Genomic DNA, 24,648 nt, shown 5'->3' with positions numbered 1-24,648 from the left:
ACGAGCGTCAGTTTCCCAGGATGCCGCCCGGCAAGGACCCAATTGGGCCTTTCTTCTTGCGCGTTAGCCGACGATCGGGTCGAACTCGCCGGCCTTCACCCCCGCGATGAAGGCCGCGATCTCCGCCCGCCTGTACACCAGCGCGGGACCCTGGGGGTCCCGCGAGTCGCGCACCGCCACCGCTCCCCCGGCCAGTAACGCCAGCTCGACGCAATTCCCGTCGGCCGTGCTGTGCCGGCTCTTCACCCAGACCACCCCGCGCAGTGAATCCGCCGGGACGCCGCTGCTGATCTGCTCCATCTCCCACCTTCTTTCAGTGCTGTCCGAAGTTCTCCTGCCTCTGGCCCTTTCCAGCCTTCACTCTGGGGACATGCGTTCCCTTTCCGTCCCGTTCGGATGCAAGTCACCGATGCAATTGCATCCAGGGCGGGGCGGCGAGGATACTTACCCGTCAGGGCGAGGGATTCACAGCCCGTCAGCTGGACGTCTTCCGGGGGGATGAACAGTGGCGATAACAAGGGCAGCGGCACTCAGCCGGGCCACGGGAATCTCTCCAGCTCTGTTTCCCGCCCATCCGGGCCCGTTCGAACACGCGACGCTGGCTCCGCCCACCACACCGGACTGGGGCCTCGCCCTCGGGATCAGCGCGGCAGGCTTCGCCGCCCGCGCTTTCACCTGCGAACGCGAAAGCCTCGAAAGCGTCCGCCGCTTCGCACGCGACGTGGTCCACGACTGGGAGCTTGACGCCCTCGCCGACGACATGACCACCGTGGTCGGCGAACTCACCGCCAACGCCGTCCGACACGCCCTGGACGGACAGCGCGAACACTCCGCCAAGGCATGGCTGGGCATGGCCCGCACCGGAGGCGCCCTCATCTGCACCGTCGCCGACCCCAGCCCCGCTCCCCCCTCCCCCCGCCAGCCTCACCCCCTCGCCGAAACCGGATGGGGACTGCTCATCGTCAACGCCCTGACCAGCCAGTGGGGTTACTCCGAACCCGACCCCACCGGAAAAACCGTCTGGGCGCGCATCGCCACCCCCGGCCTCTGAGCGGGTCAGTTCGGGTGATTGGGGCTGGCGTATGCAGGTAACTTCGTCCTGGGCGCACTCGAGGACAGGCAGCATGGTTTTCCAAATCGCAGATGACACTGCTCGACGGTCGGCTCAACGCCTCGGTAGCAGGTCTAGGCCGAGCGCCAACCCTCGCACCTGATCTCATCTGGCGACGGTGCAGCTACATACAGGGCAGGCGGACCTCGACCAGCCCGATGGAGATCTCAGCCCTCCCCGGCGTCAGCTGCTGCGCCACCGACCTGCCGCAACCGCTTCGACCGCCTGGACTAACACCGGCTGGAAAAGTCCCCCCAGGCCGCAGTAGCAGCCAGCCGGAACCAAGTTGCTCAAACGACGGGTGCTAGGTTCGCTGAATCCCGCATCACCTGTTGCGGTCGGGCGCGCGCGGTACCTGTGCGACGAACTCCCTGAGGGCTGAGGCAAGTTCCTGTCCCCGCTCAGGATCGTCATCGACGGCTGCCACGGCGTCGAACAGTTCCTGCAATGCCTGAGCATGTCGCCGTGCCAGACTTGTGACGATGCCGGTGATGTCCGTTCGTGCCTTGGCGTGACGAGGCAGCGTACCCGTGATGCCAGGGTCCAGTGAGGCGACTACGGTGTGCCGCTCGGCGGGGTCGCTCATCAGAGGGTACGCGAGCAAGGCTTCCACGATCCGATCCAGTCTGGAATATGGGGAGGCAGATCGAGCTTCGTCGGCAGGGTCGGACCGGGGAGAAAAGAGTACGGTACCTCCCTGGCTCTGGAACCGGAGTTCGGGTCGCTGCACAGTACGGCCCGTTTCCTGGAGAGCCGCGAAGTGTGCCCGGACGGCGGAAAACAGTTCCTCCGGGTCCGGAAGAGCAGGCAGGACGGCGGCACGGTCGGTCAACAGGCCAAGCAGGACGTCCGAGAAGAGCCCTGTGCCGTGCGCGGGGTCACGGGCAGCGACCTGCCCGGGGCTGGCGGCGCGCAACACCGCCTGGTGGGTGGTGGGATCGGGCCGGCCCACAGGCAGGGAGTATCGCGGCAATGGCTCCCAGGAGGGGTAGGACTCCTCAAAGTTCGAGGAGGCGTCCACGACCCACAGTTGCTCGGCGAAGCCGGGCACCGCGTCGCTGGCGTACGTGGTGAGGGCGGAGTCCAGGTCGATGCACAGTTTGTCAGTGCTGGTGGCGTCTGCGGTGAACAGCTGCAGCTGCCCGGAACTGTCGAGCACCCCGTGTCCGCCCCACCACACCCACAAGATGTCGCCCGATGTCACGGGCAGGTCCTGCACCATGGTTCGGCGTAGGGCGCCGTGGTCAGCGGGGGCGTAGGGGATTTCCGGCGCGTACGGCGCCAGCGGGGCGAGGTGGAGTCGTAGATTGGCCTCCGGTACGCCCGATTCGCGCAGCAGTTGGTGGAAGCGTACGGCGTCACGGGCCGGCCCGGGCAGGTCCCACGACGTCCCGACGCCGTAGGTTTCGATGCCGACGATCAGCGCGTGGACTCGGGCTGGTTCCAGCCTCGGCTTCCAGCCGCGCCTGTCCACCGGTCCTCGAACGGTGGCGGATGGATCGCCAAAAACGGGTTCGCGAAGTGGCTCGGGGGTCTGCGGCCGCGGGAGTTCGGCGAAGGGTTCGCCGTTCTCCGGAAGGGTCAGTGTGCCTGTGCGGTCCGCGATGACAGCTGGGAAGTCAGGGCTTCGGTCAAGGCGCGGCCGGATGAAGTCGCTCACGGCGTCGACGGTGCTTCGGGCCGCACCAGCTCTGATGACCGTGCGGAGCAGGGCCCGTATATCCGGTGCGAAGGAGAAGACGTCGTGGCCGTCGAGTGAGTCGTCCATGTTCATCAGGCCGCTCAGCAGTACTTCGGCGAGGCAGGCGCGGTTACTGTCAGGCAGTGCGGCGGCCTGGACGACGCGCATGACGGGAAGTGTCAACGGGTCGACGGCTGCGAGGTGGCCTGCGAGTTCATAGGCCTCGGGTGATGCCGTGGTCCGGAATGCCTGTATGCGCTGGGCGGCAGTGCCGGGGGCGGCAGGGTCGTCCTCAGTGGCGGTGGATTCCGTTGCGCCGGTGGAGGGGTCAGGATGTGCGGGACGGGCCGCGTCGATGACCCGGAGTGTGGCGGTCCCGCCGGGTGAAGCGACCATCTCGGCCCAGGGGCGCAGTCCCCATTCGGCCAGTTCGAGGACAGGCACGGGCAGGGCGGGCCTTGAGCCGAGTGAGGCGGGCAGCCAGGGGTGGTGCGTGCTCAGCAGCGTGTTCGGCGACGCCGGCCCGTTCGCTCGGACGGTCATGGGTTCGGCTGCCAGGGCGGTGCTGCTCCACAGCCGGGTCGGGAAGAGGTGCACCACCGCGGTCGGTGCCCGCCGGGCCAGGGCGGCCATGCGGTAATGGGCCCATCCGGTGTGCCAATGGCGGGCGATTCCGTCGGTGACCAGCAAGACGACTGTGCGGTCAGCCGCGTCGGAGGCGGGCGCGGCGAGAGGGCGTACACGCACCGAGCGGAAGATGCCTGAGCCGGTGAGTACGTCGGCCAGTTCACTGATCGTGTCGTCCCACAGGCTCATGGACGGGCCGTCGTCGACGACCAGCACAAGATGGAGCCAGCGATCCCGGACGGGGCGGATCACGGCGTCGAGTACCCCGGCATCGGCGATCGCCTCGGCGGTGGCGATCTCGTCCAGCTCATACTGGTGCAGGGAGGGTACACGTCGTTTGAGTGCCTTCAGCCCTCTGGCGATGGCCAGCGGGTGAGGCAAGCCCCTGACTCCGGGAATACGGACCGGCGTGCCCGGCGTGACGCCTCCCCTATGTGGGCTGAGGGGGTATACAGCGTGCCGGCCGTCGGCGGAGGAGGGTGCGGTGTCGTCCTCGCCGAAGGCATCCGTTCGCTCGTCTACGGCGCGAGCGGTTTCGGACTGGGGACTGTTCTGGGACCAGCGCGGAGCAACAGGGGTGTCGCCACGCGGCTGGTGCAGGGCGAGCCACAGCGCATCGCTGAACTCTCTGGGTGAAAGGTTCGCGGGGTCTACTCCCACGTCCCTCAGCGCGGCTTGGAGACGAGCACCCCAGGGATCACCCAGCTCACCGGATTCCCCCGTCCCTGAGCTCACGAAGCACCGCCTCCTTCAGATGCTCGTCGTCGGGATCAAGGCCCTGGAGCAGCAGATGGATGGCGTGCAGCAACTGATCGGTGGCGAGTCCACCGAGACTGCGGCGGTCGGTGAACGTCCGGATGAGCTGCTCCACTCGTGGCCAGTCCGTCTCCAGGCGTTCCAGGCCGTCCTGCGCGAAGTGTGCCCGGATGATGGCCTCGAGCTGGGCTGGCCGGGGCTGCGGCAGTTCCAGCCGGATGCAGCGGCGCAGAAATGCTGGGGGGAATTCCCGGTCACCGTTGCTGGTGATCACGACGACGGGGAAGTCTTGGCAGCGGACGGTGCCGTGCCGTACCCGGACCTTATCCTGCGAGCCTTCGACATGGACTGCCACCTCCGCCTGCTCGGCGGGAAGGCGGACCAGTTCGGGAATGGTGAACTCGCCCTCTTCCAGTACGAACAGCAGGTCGTTGGGCAGGTCCAGATCGCTCTTGTCGAGTTCATCGATCAGCAGCAGTCTCGGTCGTCCTTCGTGCTGGGTCGCCAACGCCGTACCAAGCGGTCCCAGGCGTACGAAGCTGCCGATGTCGTCTGCGCCGTCCTTCTTCTCTCTCAGGCGGCCGATGGCGTCGTAGCGGTAGAGGGCATCGGTGAGCGTCGCTCGGGTGTTGACCGGCCATACCAGGGCCCGTCCGAGTCCGAGTTCGCCGGCAACGGCGTGGGCCAGGGACGACTTACCGGTTCCAGGGGCGCCGGTCACCAAGAGGGGTCGGCGCAGCCTGAGGGCGGCGTTCACCACTTCCACCTGCTCCCGGCCGATGAGATACGGCCGGCGGGCGCGCTCGGGATCGTGGTCCGGCCGCGGCCGCCGCCACGGCGGAGGTTCGGGCAGCGGCACGGCGTCGTCGTACGTACTGCCGTCGCCGCGGAAGAGCCGCTCCTGCTCGCGTCCACCGCTCACGCGGCACCACCTCCCGGTCTCGTCGGGTTTGACAGCCTCGGTTCCGGCGGCTGCCATCGCGGGTCCTCCCACAGCAGGGCCAGATGGGCACCCATGTGTGCCGTGTCGTTCAGTGCTGCGGCCCGCTGCCGCCATACCTCCAGCGGAAGACTGTGGGGCCAGTCCTCCCGTACGACGGCCCGCAGGGCGTGGGCGGCTTCCTGGCCGTGGGCACCGCGGTGCCAGAGAACGACGGGCACACCGAGCCAGCGGCACAGGGCCAGCGTGCGGTCGCGTTCCTCGGGTGGGCAGCACGCGATGACGCAGGCGATGTCGCGTCGGTCCGTCAGCGTGTTGTTCGCGGCGCCCTCGTCAAGGACCACCCAGGGGCCTGCTCCGGGATGTTGGCGCAGCGCCCATCTCTCTTGCCATGGCCCCTTGCGGGGCACGTGTTGCCCTCGTATGACCACCGGCCGGTCCAGGCCGACTGCTCTGTCACCCAGTGCTCCGGCTCGGGTCGGGAACCGGTCCACTGCCAGACCGAAGTAGCCCTCCTCGAGCAGGAACTCCACGCCTGCCGATTCCGTGTACTGGTCGAGCTGGCCGACTGCCTCGGAGAGAGCGGCGCACAGCTGTGACCTGCTGTGCAGGGTGTCCTTGTCCGTCCAGGTGCCTGCGTCGCGTCCGTGGCCGTCGTAGAGGCGGATGACGTAGTGAAAGGCGTCAGCCGCCGGCTCCGCCCAGAGCCATACGCGCAGCACTGGATCCGCGGTACGCGCGCGGGCTCGGGATGCGGCGGATGACCGGCACTGGCTGATGGCTCCGGGGAGGGCTCCCGCGCGTGCGGCCACGGGCTCCGCCCAGGCACGCAGGGTGTCTCCGTCTGCTCCGCGAACCGCAGCGACCTCCTCGACGACCTGGAGCAGGTGAGGTACGACGCCGGGTTCGGTCCTCCGGTCCTCCAGATCCTCGATCAGAGTCCTGATGTCGTCCTGTCCCGTGTAGGTCAGCAGGAGGTCGGGGACGGCGAGGCGGGCTCCGCTACGGAGATCCGCGTATCCGGCGGGGCCCAGCAGTTCGATCAGTTCGTCGTACTCTGCCGGGGTCAGCAGGCGTACCGGTGTCAGCTGTGCCGCTGTCTCCCGGACACGCGTCGCGACGGGTCCGTCCTTCGTGAGCGTGTCGAGGAGCACTGGGATACCGCGTGGATGTTCCGTCGCCAGGTCGACCAAGGTTTCGGGGGTGTCCGGGTTCCAGGGCAGGTCGAGGGCGCGGCTGAAGCGCTCCGCGCACCGCGTCAGGGTGCTGTCGGACAGCAGGTCGACAGTGGCGATGAGCGCGCGCCGGGAGGTTCGTTCCGTTGGACTCAGCGGTCTGGCTTCCGGCAGTACGTCCGCAGCAGCGAGAAATTGTAGCAGTGCGGATGCGCGGATGGCGTATGAGCGGGGGTTGTCGGGTTCCGTGGAGACCATCAGTCCGGTCACGCAGCCGCGCTCTCGGTCCCACAGCGGCGCGCCGCTGTGTCCGGGTTGGATTTTCAGCGGTGCGTTCCCTGGGTCCAGGATGTACCAGGGCCCCATGCTGGTCTGTAGAACGACGTCGACGAGGGAGCGTGGGGTGCCGTGGGCATACCACGTGGACAGCCTGCGGCCGCATGCCTCTTTGATCGGCACAGGTACGACGCTCTGATCGAGACTCTCCACGCTCAAGAGCGCGAGGTCGCCGCCCCACCACTGCCCTCCGTCTACCTCAGGTGGAAGCCAGTGCACCAATTTGGCAGGGTGACGGAGCCCGCTCGAGCCTGGGAAGGAGACTTCGACGTGGGCCATCTCCTCGGCTGTCGGTGGGGCGGTTTCCAGCTTGTCCCGGTCGAGAGCCGCGTTGATGACATGAGCGCAGGTCACAAGAACGCTGTTCGCAACGACGACACCTGCGCCGAAGCCTGCCGCAGAGGAATGACGGGCGTGCACGGTGGCCCAGGCTCTGCGGATACGGGCGTCCGGATCATTACCGTACCCGCGATGCATGGCTATGCCGTCGGTGCGGAGGTGTCAAGGTTCCAGCTAGCGGTAACCGTCAGGCTTGCCTCACCCTTGTTGGCCACGATGCCCAGCGTCAGATCGTTACCGACCTTGACTCCCAGGTCCACCGTGATCTGGTGCGGCCGCTGGTCCATTGCCGCGACCGTGTCGTGGACGGACTGAAGTACCGGCACCAAGGGCTTCAATACCTGCCGCAGCGCGCCTTGAGCCGCACGGGCCACCCGGCCGTTCCCGTCGCCGGCGACAGGCACAAGCGGCGCTGACCCGGGTGTTGACGCCTGCCCTGAGGCAGAGGCGAGCGGACTGGGAAAGACCTCCACCAGCACTGCCTGGCCGTCGTCGAACGTGAACTCCACAAACTCCCCCATGGCTCAACTATGCCATGCAGAACAGCCGTTGAGCCGCCATTCAGGCCACTTCCCTATGTGCGCCCGTCCAGGGCCAGCGATGTGATAACTGTCGTCAGAGAGCCTCCCGTCCGGTGGGGCCGGGCGGCCCTCGCCATACTGGCTCTCACGTCGACGCAGGCAGTGTCTCCTCAATCCCACCGGCCCAGGCTCCATTCACGGATGCGTGGTGCTCGGGCGTGCAGGGCGCCTCCGGCTACCGCGGCTCCGGCGAATACGCCAGCGCTTACATCGCGACCGAGCAGACCGAGAGTCAGTGCGCGGTGTGCAGTGTCCCGAGCGACGGCACGCCCCCGCGCGCAGCCGTGCGGTGCCTGCCCTCTGCCTCTCTGCTCGCCGGTCAGCCTTCACAGGACGTGTGTGTTCACGCTCGACGCTTCCCCGGTTGATTACTCGCACGACCACATCCGCCAATACTGGTGCGATCACGCTTGACTGGTCACCAAATGGTGCAACGGCGACCAGCACGAGCGTCAGACCCACTACTGCTGCCAACGAGAGACCTCGCGACAACTCCGGCCTCCTGCGCCACCCCCTGGACATACCCAACCCCCTACGACCGGGAGCGGCTTGCCGCCCCCACTGGATGCCTGTTGTGAAGCACTCTCCGTGACCCGAGCAGGGTGGGCCTAGGCGCGGTGCACTGGACGACAGACGCTCTGGGGGGCTCGAAGAGGGCGCATTGCAGGTAAAGACTTAGTAATGCAGTAGCGGGTTCGTACCATGAAGGAACGGAGAGCAGATCGGGGGCACGATGGGCCATCAGCGGGAACCCAATCAACAACTGGGGCAGTTGCTTCACGAGGCATGCTTCTCTCGCAAGGGACTGGCCCGCCGCGTCAGCGAACTCGCTGCGACTCAGGGTCTCAGCGTTCGCTGCGATCACACCTCAGTCGCTCGATGGCTAGCCGGATCCGTACCGAGGGATCCCACCCCCGCTCTGCTGGCCCAAGTGTTCTCGCATCGCATAGGACGCATGGTGACTGCACGAGATCTTGGCATGGAAGCTGTTTCCGAGGACCAGACGATCGGCCTCCGCTACCCGAAAACCATGGAAGACGCTGTGGCTACAGCGTCGCGCTTATGGAGGTACGACGTGGAGCGCCGAGAGTTCCTCATCGGCTCGGTATTCGCGGCTGGTGCGGTGTCAGCTGCCAGTCGAGACTGGCTCATCGGCAGCCCGCGGGAGGAACTTGCCTACACCGGCACGGGCACACACGTCAGCATGTCGGATGTCGAGCAGGTCCGCGCGCTGGGTGATGAATTCGAACGGCTGAGTCACACGTTCGGGTCACAAAGGATCCGACGACACATGGTCAACTACCTTCGCTACGACGTGGGTCCGCTGCTGAAGAAGTCCCGCTCGGACAAGGTCGGGCGAGAGCTACTCAATCTGGCCGCAGAATTCACAGCCGCAGCAGGGTACATGGCTGTCGATTGCAACGAGCTGAGTCTTGCCGAGCGCTACTACATCCAAGCACTCGGCCTGGCAAACGCAGCAGACTCCCGAAGCTACGGTGCTCAGGTGATGGCGACCCACATGGGGCACCTCGCCCTCTATGCCGACCACCCCAGAGAGGCCGTACAGCTCGCAGAGGCTGCCCGCGCCGGGACACGGAATGGCGATGAGCCGCTAGCAACGGCAGTCACATGGGTAGTTGAAGCGAGGGGCTACGCACGAATGGGCGAGGCCCGCGCTTGTCAGCGGGCCCTTTCCCAAGCCGAGCGACACTTCTGCCGCTCGAATCCGTCAGAAGCTCCCCAGTACCTGCAGTATTTCCAACAGGCCTATCTGTCCGACGCGTTCGCGCACTGCTTCAGGGACCTCGATCAGCCCGACAGCGCCAGCAAATTCGCTGCACTTGCCCTGCGCGACCTCCCCCAGACCCACACCCGCCGCCGGGCAATCAACACAGGAATCCTTGCGCACGCAAGCCTGCACAAGAAGGAACCGGCAGAAGCCGCTGCACACGGCATCGAGGTCGTACAGTTGACTCAACAGCTGCACTCCCCGCGCGCCTTGAGCAGGGTCGCGCGACTACGCAGAGACTTCATCCCGCACCAGAAGGACGCCGACGTGGCAACATTTCTGGAGGAAGCTGACGGTCTACTGAAACGCGCATCAGTCTAGATCTTTCCCGTCTACTTCAGTGTCAGCGCCATTACAATGCCTGGTCATGCACTTCAATCCTGTCGAGGTCTTGGCCGGGCTCGTGGTCCTAGTGGGCCCACCGGCTGCGGGAAAGAGCACCTTCGTGCAGGAACTCGTGCGACTGCAGAGGATACCGCGCGAAGCAGTGGCATCTACCGACGCGATCCGAGCGGAATTCGCCAAGGCCCAGGCTGAGACCGCCGCAGTCACAACATCTCCTGAGGTGGTCGTCGACGAACGTGACCGGCGACTCCTCATGCGCCTCGCTGCAGGATACATGGCGTTAGCAGAGTCAACCAACGTGACGCGCAGGGCCCGAGCACGTCTGATCACGGTAGCCAGGCAATGTGACGCCAGGGTGACGATATTACGCTTCAACCAAAGCCGCGAAATCCTGCTCACACAAAACATAGAAAGAGAAAGACAAGACGTTCCAGATACTGTTGTTTTGGACCTCGCAATGGCCATGCAGCGGGAGGGAAGCGTCTGCCAACTCTACTCAGAAGGTGCTGCGTCGGTGCATGATGTCCCGGGCCGTGGTCAGGGATTCACGGCAACAGAAGCCGCTCAGCTCTTCACCTTTAGATTGACGACATTGGGACAGCGGTGAGCCAGGTGTGCCAGGCCAGCAACGAGGCAGAGCGCATCCTGCTCGCGTTCTGGCCGGGAAGCTTCGTCGGGTTGGCAGTTGGAACGGTTGGATGGGCGGTGACGTCCGTCGCGATGCATGTGAATGGGCCCTGCTCTCCCGAAGCTACGGCGAAGTGACAAGTAGCTCTCTGTAGCGGATCTAGGGTGTGCTTGTCGGCGTTTTTGATCTTCTGGACTCATCGGGGGCCGTGCTCGGTGAGGTTGGTCCGGTCATGACGCCAGCCGCAACGCTCTCCGCGTCACAGCGCCACCAGCCGCGCAGCGCCTTGAGACACCCTCACCGGAGGCCTCTGGTACTCCTGGTACGACAGCACCGAGGTCACCAAGACCGACATCGACCACGCGGTGCCGCTCGCCGAAGCCTGGGACTCCGGCGGCTCCCAGTGGACCCGGCAGCGCCGCGTCGAGTACGCCAACTACTTGCACGACGACCGCCACCTGGTGGCGGTCAGCCAGCGCTCCAACCGGCAGAAGTCCGACCAGGACGTCACCACCTGGATCGTGCCCGACAACCCCTCCCAAAGGTGTCGCTACCTGTCCGACCAGGTCGCCATCAAACTCGCCTGGGAACTGACCGTAGACCCGGCCGAGCAGGCGGCGATGCGCCGTATCGGCGCGGAGTGCCCCGACACCGACGTCACCGTCAACCCCGTCCCCTGGCTGAATGCGGGCGTCCCCACCACTCCCCTCGCGGTGCTTCGGCGGGCGGGCGTGGTGGGGCGGCCGCTGCAGTGCTGATCTGAGACCGGGCGCCTCCCGCACGGCCGGCCTTCTGCTGGGCGGCCTCGATCGCGGCGGTGCGGCTGGGGCGGTTGAGCTGTCTGGGGCGTGCGGGGTGAAGGTGCGCAGTGGGATGTGTTGTTGCTGACGTCTGGCCCCAATCCAGTGCCGCAGGCGGCCCGACGGCGGTAAAAGAGGGGTGTTGGCAGCGCAGGGGGGGGCGGGCATGGACGCGGTACAGCTGGTTGTGGTCGTTGTAGTGAGTTTAGGTCTGTGGGTGCTGTGGAGGCGGCACAGATATCCTGGCGGTTGGGCCTTCGCGTTTAGCTTGAAATACGAGAGCGACCGCGAGGCCTTGGCAAATGCCCGTAATAAGGCACGTGATGTGGCCCGCAGGGCGGCTCAGGCCGAGTCTGGTGCGCTGGCCGAACTCACTTCGGCGCAGGCCGCTTACGAGCGAAGGCTGCGTCAGCTGGAGCAGCAGATTGTACGGCTGCGCAATCCCGGCGCCGGTGAGCGACTGGACGGCCTTGGCGAGCTCATCTTGTTCAAGCACGTCCTCGTGGTGATGTCCGGAACGGGAACGCGCTCGATCGAGCTGGCCGGTCTCGATGCCCGCTTCGACACGGGCCAGAGAAACCACTCGATCTACCTCACTGATGTCACCGGGCGAGTACACCGAGCGAAATACCCTCATCTTCTTCCTGTCATGGACGACCAGCAGCGGTTCGACGAGGACACGGTGCGCGACTTCACAGTGGCCATCCAGAATGCTGCCGCAGACGAGAACAGCTTCCGCGCCCGGATCCCGCACCAGCTCACGAAGGCTGAGAAAGAGTTGGAAGAGGCACGGGCAGACACCCGCGCGCAGGAGGCAGCGCGCGAGCGGCTCACTCGTGTACGGCAGCGCAACCGCCAGGACCCGCACCGCAAGGTCGCAGACTCTGAACTAGAAGAGGCTCTCCAGGGCTGGGAAACTCTGACGGGGCGCTGGCCCCCAAGTAGTCGACATACCAAGGTAGTTGTTGTCTGTTGTCCCTCCTCGCCGAATAGTCAGCTCTTTCAGCGTTGCCGCTCCAGGGTGAGGACGGCCGCGGCGATGGACGACGATTCGGGCTGCACCGGGCTTTGCGGAAGATCCGCCAGGACTTGAGACGGGCCACCCCGCTCGACCGGTGCCCGCCCCGCGGGGAGGGCACGGTTGACCGTCCGCTGGGTCGGTGACAACTCGCGGCCGGGGCGGCGTCTGGGGGGTGTCGTCACCCACGGGCTGGCGCCCGGGTAGGCGCGGTCAGTCAGGATGGGAACACCTTGGCGTTCGCAGATCCTGATGATCCAGTGGGTACGAGCGGTCGTCAGATCGTCCGGTTCTGGTACCTGCTTGGCCGCGTGGACCCGCAGGACGGCGACCTCTTGAGCATCCAGCCGGTCCAGCGGGAGCGTGTCGGCGCTGGCTGAGTGCCTGGACCACAGTGAGCGGAACCATGACGCGCACGCCACGGCTCCCGCCGCAGGTGCCGCGGCTTGCGCACTCAGCAGCGTGCCGGGGTTCACGCGCCGACGCTTGAGGGCAGGTGGCGGCCGGTGCGGTGTCAGGACGAACGGGCCGACACCGCCGATTCCTTCAGCCGCCGACGGACCACGAAGCGTTGCGGTCACAGCTGATCCGAAGTCGGTCGCAATCGTTCATGTATGCACGTTTGGCAGGTCGACATCGCCGACGTGCCTAGCGTGGCTACTGCCGAGCAGTGTCGTGGAAGGCGGTCCCATGAATGAGTCTGTCGCTGACCTCCCGTCCGTCCTCGCCAGATACGCGGCCGTGGTGAAGGGCGACCTGGAGCTCATCGCGAAAGAGCGTGAGCGGATCCGCACCGATATCGCCGCTTTGCAGGACCAGTTGCGCCTCCTCGATGACGGCCAGGCCTGGCTGGAGGGCTTGCAGAACAGCATGCAGCCACCGCCGGGAGCGGGCACTAGTGCGGATGGCGTCCAGGAAGAGGGTGCCCCTGAGGCGGTTTCCGGTGAAGGGGAGGCCGGGAAGGAGCCGGTCCCCTCGACGGCTGCATCCCCCAGGACGGCGTCCGGGGCACCAACGTTGCGGGATCTGATCGTCGACGAGCTGCGCGGCCGGAGCCAGCCGTGTTCCGCGCAGGATGTTGCGGCGACGTTGGGCCGGGCGCATCCGGGTCGGCGGATCAAGGAGCCGGCGATGCGCAACGCACTGGAGTCGATGGTGAGCCAGGGGCGGGTGCGGCGCGTCAAGCGCGGGAGCCGGGTGTTCTATCAGGTGGCTGGCGTCAACGCCGCCGCGAAGGGGTGATCTGCCCTGCTTGGGCTCGCCCGGGTCATGCTGCGGCTGCGGGCCCCGTGGGCGGAAGGAACATGGGCGGGAGCCCGGCGTCGAGGACTTCGAGGGCTGTGCGCTGGCGTGGTGTCATCTGCGCGATGCCCCGCTGACGCCGTACCAGCCATGCGTCGAGGGCGACGGGGTCTCCGTCGACGTCCTCGATATGGCATGCGGGAACATTGAGGTTTCCGTGGCGTAGGTGGTAGCGGCGGGCCGCCCGCAGACCGCGGTTGAAAGCTCGCGCGCGCAGGGTCGTGGGCCGGGTCAGCAGCATGCTGTGCGGGTGGGCGTCGGGGCAGGCGCGTGCCAGGGTGTCCAGCAGGTGCTTTTGCTGCGGGGCGAGGAGTTTGTGGTTGGTGATCTGACGGTCCAGCCAGGTGTCCCAGGACGAGTCGTGGTCGTGGTCCAGGTGGTAGGTGCACCGCCAGGGGGTGGTGGTCAGGCGCCGCCGGATCTGAACGTAGGTGTACTGCCAGCGCAGGCTCCAGGGCGGGTTCCAGAAGGGATCCACGGCGTCGAGCGCGGCGATGCGGGCGGGCGCGAGTTCTCCGATGTCTGCGCGGCGGCGCATGGTCTCGAGCCAGGCGGCCGTGGCTCGGTCGCCTGCGTGGGGGTGTTTGCCCAGGGCGAGGGTGCCGTGGCGGGCGGCGCTGGCGGTGGCGTGCTCCAGGTGGTGTTCGAAGCTTTCCGGGGGGTGGGGCCAAGAGATTCCCAGGAAGGTGAGGGCGGCACTGCGTTCGGCAGAGAGGGCGCCGACCGTGTGGAGGGAGCGCTGTTGGCCGATCCACTGCCCCAGGGACAGTCCGTTGGGGGCGACGTATTCACTGGGCACGTTCAGGTGACCGTGCTGTTTGTGGAAGGCCTGGGCCTCCTGCCAGCCGAGGTCCCAGTAGGCGTTGTTGTGCGGGCGGTGGGTGCGCAGCCCTAAGGCACGGTTGACGTCGGCGACGCGGGTGGGACGGGCCGGGATGGGCTGTGGCCGAGCGCGCTGGTGCTTGCCGAACCGTTTGAAGATCTTGGAGTCGTAGACGGCCAGGCCGTTGAAGAAGCTCCAGATCTCGGAGAACTGGGAGGACTTCATCGCTTCCTGCGTAGTCTGCCCCGGGCGGGTATAGACCGGCAGGAAGATCGAGGCGCACTTGTCCTGCCCTGCCGGTTTACGCAGGCCCCGGCCGATGGTCTGGGCGATGCTGCTGGGAGTTCGGCGTGGATCCGCGATGAAGATGCCGTCGGTGTTGGGGGCGTCGACCCCTTCGCTCAGCACCCGGACGCTGGCCAGCACCGCGGCATCGTGAGCGTCGGCAGCACTGCCGGGGGCCAGCGCCGAGAAGTGCTCGAACTCACGGAAGTACAGCTGGCGTTGCCAGGCCGGCTGGCGGTGGTGCAGGGCATGTGACCAGGGGTTGCAGATGCCTGTGTGGTCGGCGAGGATCTCGGCCGTCTGGGGCAGCGTGTCGGCGAAGCCGCGGGCGGCGGCAACGCGTGCGTGGAACGTCAGTACCTGGCGTGCATCGTGTTCGGCCATGGCAGTCAGCAGGCCTGCCTGCATCGCCGCAATGCGCAGCCCGTCCAGATGGGGTGTGGGCAGTTCGTCCTGAAGGATCTTCAGGAGCTTCTTGTCGCGGATTTCGGGGACGATGAGCTGGTAGTCGGCGAGGATGCCGCGCTCGATGGCTTCGGCCAGGTCCAGCTTGTAGACCGTGGGCCCGTAGACAGTGGGGTCGTCCATCGAGGCGAGGCGTTCGATGCGCGGTCGGGCCTTCTTCCGTTTGCTGCCCGTGGGGCGCCAGTTGCGCGGGGTCGCGGTCATGTAGAGGCGGTGGGCGACCGGGATGGCGCGGTCGTCGTGGATGAGGCCCCATTTCTTGTCCCAGTCTCCGCTGGTGCGGTGGGCCTCGTCCGCGAGTGCGAAGTCCCACCGGGGCAGTCCGTGGGTGCGGTGGGCCTCGGCCAGGGTCCGCAGGGACGAGTAGGTCGTGAAGACGGCGGTGTGCCCTCCTTGGGCGATGCGCCGGACGAGCGCGTGCGGGTCTCCGGTGATCCACAGGTGGCCGCGCAGGTGGCGGTCGTGGACACCCGGCAGCGAGCACACGCCGATGAGTTGGTCGAATTTCCCGTCGGCGAACCACCGGGCCGCGGTCTGGATCAGCAGTTCCAGGGTGGGCACCAGAACGAGGACCGGCCTGCTGGAGGGGAAGTGCTCGGCGATGCGCTTGCCGATCAGGGTCTTGCCGGTGCCGCAGGCAGCGACGATGGTCGCGGCCGCCAGGCGCCTGGACAACAGGGCGTGCACGCCGGCCGCGACGGCTTCTTCCTGGTGCGGGCGCAGTTGGGCACGGCCGGTCATGAGATGCGGTGGCTCCCTCTCGGCCGGGCCGCTGCCGGCAGGCCGGGCTGGCAGGTCTGCTTTCGTCAGCGTGCCAGGGGTGCAGTGCCGTGTGAGGGGCATCGACCAGCAACGTTCTTCTTTTGTCCTCTCCTCGGCGCAGTCGGCACGCTTTTGTGTCTACTGGCTTCCGGTTGGGATCACTTGCCTGGTGTGGGGTGCCGGCCGGGGAGGGGCGGAGTTGGATGGTCACGGTAGTGGGGAGGTCGTCATGGTGGAACGGGACCCGTGGCTGGGCCGGCGTCCGCTGCACCTGCGGCTGCGGTTCTTGCAGGGCGAGTCGACGGGGTCGTACGTGACCAGGCTGGCCGCCCGCAACTTGCGGCCGGTGGAACAGTTGTTGGCGAGCGTCGGTGTCGGTCCCGTGCCGGTGGATCCGCAGTACACGGAGATGTACGTGAACCGGTATGCGCGCGAGCGGCTGGCTAATCTCTCCGGCTGTTCGGTGGCCGAGCTGTCCTTGCGGCTGGTCAGCCTCCGCGATGAGTTCCTCATGCCCGACGGCTCGGCGGACGACTGGGAGTGGCCGTGGGATGCGCGGGCCGGATTCATCGTGCAGGCCTGTTCGCTATGTGCGGCAAGCCGTGGCACCCGTTCCCCTGCCTGGCTGATCCTGCCGGATCCGTGGCATGTGTGTCTGCGCCATGGGCGCTGGACGGACAACTCGCGCAGTCTTCAACGCCCTTACATCGATCTGCGCGACCACCCGGGAGTGGTCCGCGCCCAGCAGCGCCTGAACCGTGTCCGGAAACGTCTGGGCTACGCGGCTGCCCGGTGGGTCGAGGCGGACGCCCTGTCGGTGCTGACGTGCGTCGGATACCTGGAGGACCCGTCACGGGCCAGGGAGCAGGAATGGGCCGTGCTCGCGGCGCGGGTGGGCGAGCAGCGTGCGCGTCCTGTGGCGCAGTTCGGCATGTTGGCCCGGCTGGCCTGGGACATGGCCTGGCTGGAGGAGCGCCGGCGCGCAGGCAAGCTCAGCGCGGCGGACGGCCAGGCCTGGCTGCGACGTGTGGGGTGCCAGCGCGGCTTCGCGTTCCGCAAGCCGCTGAAGCACTGGATCAGCGGCCATCGTCCGCTCCGGCACGCCCGGCAGGCCGGGAGCTCCGGCACAGGAGGCCCGAGGGAGACGGAAGTCGCCGGGCAGGGGGCTGCGCCTCTGGCCTCGCTGCAGGACCTCACGTGCCTGCCGTGGGTCCGGATGCCGAACGAGATGGACCGGCTGTTTCTGTAGCGCCCGCGCGGCGGGCCGTCCGGCGCGGCGAGACGCTTGCCGTAGCCGACGCAAGGCCCGCTGCACTCTTTCTGGTGAACAGTGGTCCTGCTGCTCCGCAGCGGCGCCGCTGTCGTGAAGCTGAAACGGCCCCGGGCCCGCCGCCTCGGGCACCGGGAGGCATGTGATGGAGGTTCAGGTCCGTCACCGCGACGATCTGGGGCGGGAGCGCCTGGTGCTGCCGCGTGCCCTGCACGGGGCGCCGGTCGAGGAGTGGCCGGTGCTGCACGAGCAGCGCCCGTACAAGGGGCGCAGATCGAAGGTGCGGCAGTACTGGTCGTCGACCACGAAGAAGAGCTTTGTGTGCCGGTCCCTGGAGCACCGGGACGCGGCCATGGTCCTCGACCGGGCTCCCGACATCGCTTATCTGTCGGCGCCGTCGCTGCAGTTGGAGTGGCGCGACGGGGAGCGCACCGGGGTGGTGGATCCGGCCTTCATGGCCCGCGCCGTGGGCGGGCAACGGCGCCTGTACCTGTATGCCTGGGGCGGGCGGGAGCCCGATGAGCAGGAGGCGGCCGTGGCGCGGGCAGCCGGGCAGGAGGCCGGCTGGCAGGTGCGAACGGCTCGGGTCCCGGCCGGCCAGCTGCGCCGCAACCTGTATCTGGTCTCGCACTTTCGCCACGACGAGAATGCGGACGAGGAGGCCAGGGCCGTGCTGCTGCAGGCCTTCGCCCGGCCGCGCCCCCTGTGCGAGGGCGCTGACTCCCTCGCACTCCCCCGGTCCCTGTGCTGGTATCTGCTGTGGACGGGTGAGTTGACCACCAACTGGGGCCTGCCTTTGATCCCCACCAGCATGGTGTGGGCAGCCAGGGAGACTCCATGAGTGCCCCGTCGGCGTCGGGCGCGGAGGAACCGGACGGGCCGGCAGACGTGCTGCGGCCGGGGATGACGGTGCGGTGGGAGGCAGGGCGCTATTTGATCGGCGCCGTTCAGGGCTCCACGGTGCACCTGGCGGCCCTGGACGAGCACGGCCAGGACTCACGGGTACTGGTGTCCGTGCTGGTCGCCACCGCCGATTTCGCCGTGCTCGATGAGGCCGGGGTGCCGCAGGAGCCGGAAACGCTGCCGGACCTGTCGGTGCTGGACCGGCTGGACGAGCACCAGCGCAAGGCGGTGCAGCGCTGGAAGGAGCACGTTCAGGAGGTACTGACCGGCCGCCCACTCCATGCCCGGGACGGCCGGTTCACCCCGCGGCCCGGCTACGACCCGGCGACGACCACCCGCAGCGCCCGCTACGCGCTCAAGGCCGCCGAGCTGGCCGCGGCCGGGCTGACCGGCTCGGTCGCCACCGTGCAGCGCAAGTGCCTGGCCTACGAGAAGGAGGGCATCCTCGGCCTGATCGACCAGCGCTGGCTGCGCACCAGCTCGCGCTACGGCCGCTGCGATGAGCGGCTCGTGAAGCTGGTGCTGCAGGAGCGGACGCCGGGCGGTGAGTCGGCGGGAACGCTCTCACGGCTGCGGCGGCGCGTGCGGATCGCCCTGCGCCGCGCCCACCCGGACGAGTTCGACGCGCTGTGGCCTGGCCGGTCGACCTTCTACGACCTGCTGCAGCGGCTGGGGATCTCCCTGGCGTCGGAGGAGAAGGCTGCCCGGCGGGACGGACCGGGCGAGGAGCTTGCCGACGGGCCCTTCCGTCCCGCCGTGGTGTCGCTGCTGGGCGAGCGCGTGCAGATCGACTCCACCGGGCTGGACGTGATGGCCCGCGGCGACGACGGGCGTCCCGTAAACGTGGAGTTGACCTACGGAATCGACAATCTCACCCGCTGCATTCCCGCCGGGATGATCGTGCCGAAACATTCGGGGCGCAAAAAGGGGCCGGGCAGCCGGCGCCGGGGCGGGCGCGGGACCAAGGCGCTGGACGCTTCCTTGCTGCTGGCCCAGATGATGGCGCCGCTGCCGGCGCGTCCCGGCTGGTCCCCGCTGGCGCTGGCGGAGAACTCCGACCTGCCCTTCACCGAGATGCTCGCGCGCGACCCGCGGATGGCCGGTGCCGCGGCCAGGCCGGTGATCCGCCCGAAGACCGTGATCGTCGACAACGCCAAGATTTTCAAGGCCGGGCAGTTCAAGGACGCCTGCGAGACGTTGGGCATCGAGGTGGAACCGGCCCGGGAACGCACCGCCGACGATAAGGCAGTCATCGAGCGAAGCAACCGCTCCGTCAAGAGCGGCTTCTCGCAGTTCGTCGCCGGTTACACCGGCAACCGGCTGGACCGGCGCGGCAAGAATGTCGAGCACGAACCCCTGCTGTCGCTGAACCAGTTGCAGGACCTGTGGCACGAGTGGGTGGTCACCGAGTGGCAGACCACGCGGCACGAGGGGCTGCGGTCCCCCTTCCTGCCGGCCATGGTGCTGACACCGAATCAGATGTACGCGGCGGCCGTGGCGGCCGAGGGGGCGCCCCGGCCGGCCTCCCCCAAGGAGAACCGCAAGCTGCTGCTGCGCGCGCAGCGGGTCGTCACGCGCGACGGTATCAAGATCGACAACCGGACCTATGTCAGCTCGCGCATCAGGGACTTCAGGCACCGCCATACCGGCATCAAGGGGCAGGGACAGCGCTGGCCGATCTACTACAACCCCTATGTCCCGCAACGGGTGTGGCTCTACGACCACACCGTCGAAGGAGACCTGGGGCGTGATCCGTGGGTGCCGTTCGACTTCAAGTACCAGCACCTGATCCACGACGCCTGGACCCAGTACCTGTGGGAGCAGGCCGCGCTCCTCGTCACCGAGCAGGACGGCCGGGAGGGCACCGAGGAGGACATCGCCCGTGCGGTGGACGACCTGCTGGACCGCGCTCGCCGCGGCTCCGACCCCTACCCCGCCCCTGCTTCGGAGGCCGCCTTCGTCCCCCAGACGCTGGAGATCACCGAGGCGGCCGTCAACCCGTACGCCGGGATCACGCCGGCTGTCGCGGGCAGCGTGAGGCCCGCGCCGCTGCTCAACGTCGCGGCCAAGGATCTCTTCCCCGGCCAGCGTGCGCCCGGACCTGCACGGGACTGCACGGACTTGGACGGCGAGTCGGCGCCGCAGCAGGACCCCACTGCATCCGCGGGCCGCAGGCGCCGCTCCCCCGCCGCTCGGGCCAACGGTCTGGCCGGCGCGCCCGGCGACATCTTCCGCGGCATGCGGGCCGAGCAGGCCCAGTCATCCAAGTCCCGCGCCAGCGGCGATGCGCCGCCGGGACCCGACCGACAGGAGACCTGATGGACAGCCTGGAGACCGCGCATCGCGCAGTCGCAGCGGACTCGACACACCAGTTCCTGCACTATGAGCCCGAACTCCTCACCGAGCGTCAGGGGTTCAACGCCTTCGTGCGCCGCGAGCGCAAGAAGCCGGAGCTGGCGGACTGCGCTCCCCTGGGCACGGATATCACCGACACCGATCCGCGCATGATCTACCACGGGGAGATGATTCCCGTAATGACCCCCGACGTGGAGCAGGGGCTCAAGGACGCGCGGCGCACCTTGCGCACCAACCGGTTCCGGCCCCTCGGTAAACGCATGAGCATGGTCATCGACGGGTGTGCCGGGAAGACCGTTCTGCTTCTCCAGATCGGCCGCGCCTTCCAGGGAGTTCTGGAGACCGAACGGAGGCCGGACAGCGTGTGGACGCCAGTCGTCCACATCAACGTCCCGCCCCGCTGCGACAGCAACCTGGACTGGTCCCTGCCGTTCGCGGACTTCTTCGCCATGGACCACACCCTCAACATCGAGAAGCGGAACTACCGCAGCACCGACATGACCGAACCCGTCGTGCACCACATGAAGGAGAGCAGAACCTCGCTCATCCTGATCGACGGCGTCGACCGCATCCACGACAGCGAACTGGGCACCGCGTTCGACTACTTCGACTCCCTGCAGGCCCGGCTGCGCCTGTCGATCATCTACTGCGGTCGCGGTGCCACCGACATCGTCAACGAGGCCCTCCGCCAACGCGGCCGCAGCGCGCGCCCCCGCACCTCGGAGCAGTTCCGCAGCAGCCTGCCCGTCATGGAGATCAAACCGATCCCCTTCCGGGAAGGGCTGGAGGCGGACTGGCGCAGCGTGCTCAAGGCCTACGACGACAACCTCGTGCTGTACAACCACAAGCCCGGATCCCTGCTGGGCTTCGACACGTTGCTCCATGAACGCACCGGTGGCTACATGGACACCCTCGACCAACTGATCTGCCAGACGGCCCAGCAGGCCATCGAGGACGGCACCGAGGCCATCACCGAGGAAGGCCTCAACGACATGGTCGTAGGCCGCCAGGACTGCGAGGACGACTGGGCGTAGCGCCGAAGAGGCGTTGGGACATCTGCCTGACGGCTGCGCTCCCCCTCATCAAGCCTGATGCAGGGCGTCACCCGGGCCGTCCCGCCGAACCGCGCCATCGGGCAGTGGTCCCAGAGCCTCGGATCTCGATAGTGGCGGAAGGACCGTTACCGCCTTGCTTGCGACCCGCCCCATTCGCTGGCGTCGTGTGATCAGCCCGAAGAAGGGCTGCTGCGCGCCGGGAGCGTGTACGAGGAGTGCGAGCGGGCCGTCGTACTCCCGGGCAGTTGCCTGCATGGCGGCGACGTCGGTCGGGCTCGGTCCGGACGGTGCGGGATGGCTGTGCCACTCGCCGACGTAGCCGGTTGGATCATCATCAGCTCGCTGGGCCAGGAACGCTGCGAGGAGAACGTTCGCTCTGACGTCGTCGCGCACGTACCTGTGGGTGGACGCTCCTGGAGCGTCGACAACGAGGGCATGGGTGACGACGATGTGGGCGTCTTCCCCGTAGCCGAGGAGGATGCCACCCGTTTCCCGCGGCAGACGCTGAGCGGTCCCGGACGCAATGACCTCGTATGCCTCCTGGCGCAGCTCGATCCTTGTTGCCGGCCGGGTCACTGCTGATCCCCTTCTGCTGAGGAGTGGAAGTGGCGCGTCTCCCCGGCGGGGTGGAGGGGGCGGTCGACGAGGAGGCCGATGGCGTGGCGGACGGTGGCCGCCGCCGCCTCGAGGACCGCGTAGGGCGGCGTGGGCGAGATCGGGCTTCCGCAGCCTGCTTCGAACAGGGGCGGGGCCGCGGTGTCGGCTCTGGCCGTCGAAGGCGGCAGCGGTGCGGCATCGTTGAGCGGTGGCAGTACGTCGATACGGTAGGTCCTGCCGTCGTTTTGAAGCGCTACGGATAGGACGTGTGTGCCCAGTGACCGGGCGCTGATGTGCAGGAGCGCGGTGGTGGCGAAGTCGGCGGTGGCGTTGACGACGAGGTCGTGGTTCCGCAGATGATCGACGGCGTCGGAGCCCGTCGTCAGTGCGCGATTGACGGTGCCGACGCCTGCGGCCGACGCTTCGTGGTTCCTGACGATGTACTGCTTGACCGCTTCGACTTTCGCCAGTCCGACCGCGTCTGGTCCCACGAGGTGGCGTACGAGGTTTCCCGGCATGATGACATCGTCGTCGATGAGCGTGAGGTGGCGGGCACCGGAGCGCACCAGCAGGTCGGCGATGAACGAGCCCAAAGCGCCGACGCCGACAACCGCGACCCTGGATCCACGTAGTTCGGGAGCGAGGACGCCTGCGCGGGCAGACCGGGCGGCCTCGGTGTCCGCCGCTGAGCGCAGACGTGTAACTGCCGTGCCGCCGTCCTTCTTGGGCGCCACGTCCAGCACGATCGCGCCGGGGTGGGGGCCGCGCCGGTAGGTCAGCACGACGATCGCGACCTTCTGCTGTCGAATTCTGCGGTCCAGGTCCGCGTGCAAATCGATCCGGGAGGAGATGTCCGCCCAGGTTCGCGGCGGCACGTCCACCTCGCCGAGGTCGGCCACGTATCCGAAGCGGTCCTTGCTGTACTTGAGCGTCTTGCCGGGGCGGGTGCCGTGGCGGATCCGCATCGTGTTGTTGCCGGACGGGCTGAAGCGGACGGGGCGGTCGAGGTACTGGGCGAGATCGTCATAGAGGTAGAGGCGCTGGTCCGTGGACGGCTGGAAGTACCGGTCGAGGTCGAGGTCGGGCCGGTCGTCCGTCCAGCCGGTGTCCGCGCGCTCGAACCATGCGGTGACGTGTTCGAGGAACGCCGGTGCCTCCGTCCACCACAACCCGTCGTGATCGTCCTCGGCGACCAGGCACAGACCGCCGTCCGGGTCGCGGTGCCAGGACCAGGGCACCGCGTCGTGATCAACCGGCGTCACGGTCGGCGGCCGGAAGGGGAAGCGGGCCGGCAGGCCGATCACGACGCGGGTCGGGCCCGCCGCGTGCGGGACCGGCCCTTCCCACCCTGCTTCCCCCTCGCTGAACCCGGCCCGGATCAGGCCTTCCTCGAAGTGCTGCCGACAGTAGGCGACATATTCGAGGACGTCGTCAGAGGTCACCCGAAGGTCCTCGTGCCGGCCGGCACGACACGGGCGCCGGGCGAGATCGCGGACGCCTTCTTGCTGCCGTCCTCGTTGAAGCCGGGCGGCATCGGGAAGACCATGTCTCCATCGCCGTTCTTTCCCAGCAGTTTCCGGAATGCCAGCGCGGCCTTGCCCGCGTCCTCCTCGTCGAGCGCAGCCTCCGCCGACGCCGCGGCATCGGCGAACCGCGTCCGCACGGTGTCCAGCTCGTCGTCGGCCGCACGGATGCGGATGGTGTGTCCGGGCAGCGTCGGATCGGCCACCGCGATGTTGTAGGCCACGAAGTTCTCCACGATCGTGCTGACTTCCCGGAGTGCGGAGACGTAGTACTCTGCCTGGTCGTCGCCCGAGACCGCGCCCGAGGCAAACGCCTGATAGGCAGCCATCTCGATGAAGAAGCCGCCGGGCTTCTTCATGCCGAGCAGGGCACGACGGGTCTGACGCAGCAGCTTGACGGTCGGCACGTAGTACTCGTCGTGGTTCGCATTCATCGTGCTCGACAGTGCCGTCAGCCCGTCGGGGTTGGTGCGCACCCACTCGTTCCCGTCGCCCTTCTGCGGGATCTCCCACGTCCCGTCACCGTAGGGACGGGCAGGCACCGCGTCGACGTAGAGGTCGTACTCCGGGAAGGAGACCTGCAGGCTCCGGTCCTGGCGCTTGGTGCGCCGGTGCCCGTCGGCGTCGGTGCCGAACTCCGCGTGCAGGACCTTGAAGAATCTGTCGAGGATGTCCTTCGACGTGACGTCCCCGGGGACCTCGGCGAGGCGCACGAACACGTCGACGTCCTTGATTCTGCGGATGGACACGTTGCGTTTGTAGGAGCCGATCAGCACCGGGCTGACACCGTACTCGGCGAGCTTCGAGTCGGCCTCGAGGGCATCGCGGACGAGGCGATGGGCCTCGGGCGCGTTGGTCTTGTCGTCGCCGGGCTCGATGGAGCTCAGCGCCTCCTTGAACTGCTGCTTCAGGTGAGCCATCGGGGCCCTCCGATCCAAGAGATGTGACTGCTTTGGCAGCGCTGGGCCTGGCTCACACCACTGACAGCGCCAGGCCGGCCGGGAGAGGACCGACAGCCTCGTTGGGGGCCATCAGGAACAGGAACGCGTCGGACAGCTCACCGTTCACCATGCGCTGTGCCTCCTCAGGCGCGTCGTCCGGCCTGGGTGCACACCGCGGCCGCTGGCTCCTCGGAGGGAGACCTGCGGCCACAAACAGGCACTTCCGGCTGCTCAACCACAA

Annotated in this window: 19 protein-coding genes and 2 pseudogenes; 9 read left to right on the top strand and 12 right to left on the bottom strand. The window is 67.6% G+C overall.

Annotated features, from left to right (window positions below; genetic code table 11):
• Window positions 1–63: 63 nt before the first annotated feature.
• A complete protein-coding gene (locus AB0959_RS30430) occupies window positions 64–300 on the bottom strand; it encodes a DUF397 domain-containing protein (RefSeq protein ID WP_366829847.1) in 237 nt (78 codons plus the stop codon).
• Window positions 301–505: 205 nt separating this feature from the next.
• Here AB0959_RS30430 and AB0959_RS30425 point away from each other — a divergent pair, with 205 nt between their 5' ends.
• Window positions 506–1,051 carry an ATP-binding protein gene (locus tag AB0959_RS30425; protein WP_366829846.1) on the top strand — a complete coding sequence of 182 codons (546 nt, stop codon included), beginning with the start codon at window positions 506–508 and terminating at the stop codon, window positions 1,049–1,051.
• 385 nt (window positions 1,052–1,436) lie between these two features.
• On the opposite strand, the gene AB0959_RS30420 is transcribed toward AB0959_RS30425, so the two are convergent.
• The 5 genes and pseudogenes from AB0959_RS30420 to AB0959_RS30400 form a co-directional block, all read right to left on the bottom strand.
• Entirely contained in the window at window positions 1,437–4,079 is a 2,643-nt protein-coding gene (locus AB0959_RS30420) for an SAV_2336 N-terminal domain-related protein (protein WP_366829934.1), read from the bottom strand.
• A 46-nt stretch (window positions 4,080–4,125) separates the two neighbouring features.
• Window positions 4,126–5,097, bottom strand: coding sequence for a MoxR family ATPase (locus AB0959_RS30415; protein WP_366829844.1), 972 nt, complete (start codon window positions 5,095–5,097; stop codon window positions 4,126–4,128).
• Window positions 5,094–6,560, bottom strand: coding sequence for a hypothetical protein (locus tag AB0959_RS30410; RefSeq protein ID WP_366829933.1), 1,467 nt, complete (start codon window positions 6,558–6,560; stop codon window positions 5,094–5,096). Before AB0959_RS30410 ends, AB0959_RS30415 begins: the two co-directional genes overlap by 4 nt.
• Window positions 6,561–7,103 (bottom strand): annotated as a pseudogene (locus AB0959_RS30405) (serine protease); the annotation flags it as partial. It abuts the gene before it with no gap.
• A 2-nt stretch (window positions 7,104–7,105) separates the two neighbouring features.
• Window positions 7,106–7,486 (bottom strand): CU044_2847 family protein, encoded by a 381-nt coding sequence (locus AB0959_RS30400; RefSeq protein ID WP_366829843.1) that lies wholly within the window; start codon window positions 7,484–7,486, stop codon window positions 7,106–7,108.
• 1,015 nt (window positions 7,487–8,501) lie between these two features.
• On the opposite strand from AB0959_RS30400, the gene AB0959_RS30395 reads away from it, so the two are divergent.
• From AB0959_RS30395 to AB0959_RS30385, 3 genes are all read left to right on the top strand, one after another.
• Window positions 8,502–9,656: a transcriptional regulator gene (locus AB0959_RS30395; RefSeq protein ID WP_366829842.1), complete on the top strand. Its 1,155-nt coding sequence runs from the start codon at window positions 8,502–8,504 to the stop codon at window positions 9,654–9,656.
• Between the two features lie 46 nt (window positions 9,657–9,702).
• Window positions 9,703–10,287 carry an AAA family ATPase gene (locus tag AB0959_RS30390; RefSeq protein ID WP_366829841.1) on the top strand — a complete coding sequence of 195 codons (585 nt, stop codon included), beginning with the start codon at window positions 9,703–9,705 and terminating at the stop codon, window positions 10,285–10,287.
• 374 nt (window positions 10,288–10,661) lie between these two features.
• Window positions 10,662–11,066 carry a DUF1524 domain-containing protein gene (locus AB0959_RS30385; protein ID WP_366829932.1) on the top strand — a complete coding sequence of 135 codons (405 nt, stop codon included), beginning with the start codon at window positions 10,662–10,664 and terminating at the stop codon, window positions 11,064–11,066.
• A 247-nt stretch (window positions 11,067–11,313) separates the two neighbouring features.
• On the opposite strand, the gene AB0959_RS30380 is transcribed toward AB0959_RS30385, so the two are convergent.
• The gene (locus AB0959_RS30380) at window positions 11,314–11,976 is read right to left on the bottom strand and encodes a hypothetical protein (RefSeq protein ID WP_366829840.1); all 663 of its coding nucleotides are present in this window, start codon (window positions 11,974–11,976) and stop codon (window positions 11,314–11,316) included.
• A 134-nt stretch (window positions 11,977–12,110) separates the two neighbouring features.
• A pseudogene (locus tag AB0959_RS30375) lies at window positions 12,111–12,410 on the bottom strand (transposase family protein); the annotation flags it as partial.
• 406 nt (window positions 12,411–12,816) lie between these two features.
• On the opposite strand from AB0959_RS30375, the gene AB0959_RS30370 reads away from it, so the two are divergent.
• Window positions 12,817–13,368: a hypothetical protein gene (locus tag AB0959_RS30370; protein WP_366829839.1), complete on the top strand. Its 552-nt coding sequence runs from the start codon at window positions 12,817–12,819 to the stop codon at window positions 13,366–13,368.
• Between the two features lie 25 nt (window positions 13,369–13,393).
• On the opposite strand, the gene AB0959_RS30365 is transcribed toward AB0959_RS30370, so the two are convergent.
• Complete coding sequence (locus tag AB0959_RS30365; RefSeq protein WP_366829838.1) at window positions 13,394–15,742, bottom strand: Helicase associated domain protein; 2,349 nt, start codon at window positions 15,740–15,742, stop codon at window positions 13,394–13,396.
• A 250-nt stretch (window positions 15,743–15,992) separates the two neighbouring features.
• Between AB0959_RS30365 and AB0959_RS30360 the strand changes: the two genes are divergently transcribed.
• The 4 genes from AB0959_RS30360 (at window position 15,993) to AB0959_RS30345 (ending at window position 21,325) form a co-directional block, all read left to right on the top strand.
• On the top strand, window positions 15,993–17,012 hold the full coding sequence (locus AB0959_RS30360) for a TniQ family protein (RefSeq protein WP_366829837.1): 1,020 nt from the start codon (window positions 15,993–15,995) through the stop codon (window positions 17,010–17,012).
• A gap of 166 nt (window positions 17,013–17,178) precedes the next feature.
• A complete protein-coding gene (locus tag AB0959_RS30355; protein ID WP_366829836.1) occupies window positions 17,179–17,874 on the top strand; it encodes a hypothetical protein in 696 nt (231 codons plus the stop codon).
• The gene (locus AB0959_RS30350; protein ID WP_366829835.1) at window positions 17,871–20,255 is read left to right on the top strand and encodes an integrase; all 2,385 of its coding nucleotides are present in this window, start codon (window positions 17,871–17,873) and stop codon (window positions 20,253–20,255) included. The genes AB0959_RS30355 and AB0959_RS30350 overlap by 4 nt, the downstream gene beginning before the upstream one ends.
• Window positions 20,255–21,325 carry an ATP/GTP-binding protein gene (locus tag AB0959_RS30345; protein WP_366829834.1) on the top strand — a complete coding sequence of 357 codons (1,071 nt, stop codon included), beginning with the start codon at window positions 20,255–20,257 and terminating at the stop codon, window positions 21,323–21,325. Before AB0959_RS30350 ends, AB0959_RS30345 begins: the two co-directional genes overlap by 1 nt.
• A gap of 48 nt (window positions 21,326–21,373) precedes the next feature.
• Here the strand turns inward: AB0959_RS30345 and AB0959_RS30340 are convergent, their stop codons facing one another.
• Genes AB0959_RS30340 through AB0959_RS30330 form a run of 3 tightly spaced genes read right to left on the bottom strand, consistent with a single transcriptional unit; the run spans window position 21,374 to window position 24,386 of the window.
• The gene (locus AB0959_RS30340; protein WP_366829832.1) at window positions 21,374–21,922 is read right to left on the bottom strand and encodes a Mov34/MPN/PAD-1 family protein; all 549 of its coding nucleotides are present in this window, start codon (window positions 21,920–21,922) and stop codon (window positions 21,374–21,376) included.
• Window positions 21,919–23,385, bottom strand: coding sequence for a ThiF family adenylyltransferase (locus AB0959_RS30335; protein WP_366829831.1), 1,467 nt, complete (start codon window positions 23,383–23,385; stop codon window positions 21,919–21,921). Before AB0959_RS30335 ends, AB0959_RS30340 begins: the two co-directional genes overlap by 4 nt.
• A complete protein-coding gene (locus AB0959_RS30330) occupies window positions 23,382–24,386 on the bottom strand; it encodes a nucleotidyltransferase (RefSeq protein ID WP_366829830.1) in 1,005 nt (334 codons plus the stop codon). The genes AB0959_RS30335 and AB0959_RS30330 overlap by 4 nt, the downstream gene beginning before the upstream one ends.
• Window positions 24,387–24,648 lie beyond the last annotated feature (262 nt).

This window comes from Streptomyces sp. NPDC046862 (genome assembly GCF_040704615.1).
Classification (GTDB): domain Bacteria; phylum Actinomycetota; class Actinomycetes; order Streptomycetales; family Streptomycetaceae; genus Streptomyces.
This window is presented reverse-complemented; position numbering and strand designations above follow the sequence as displayed.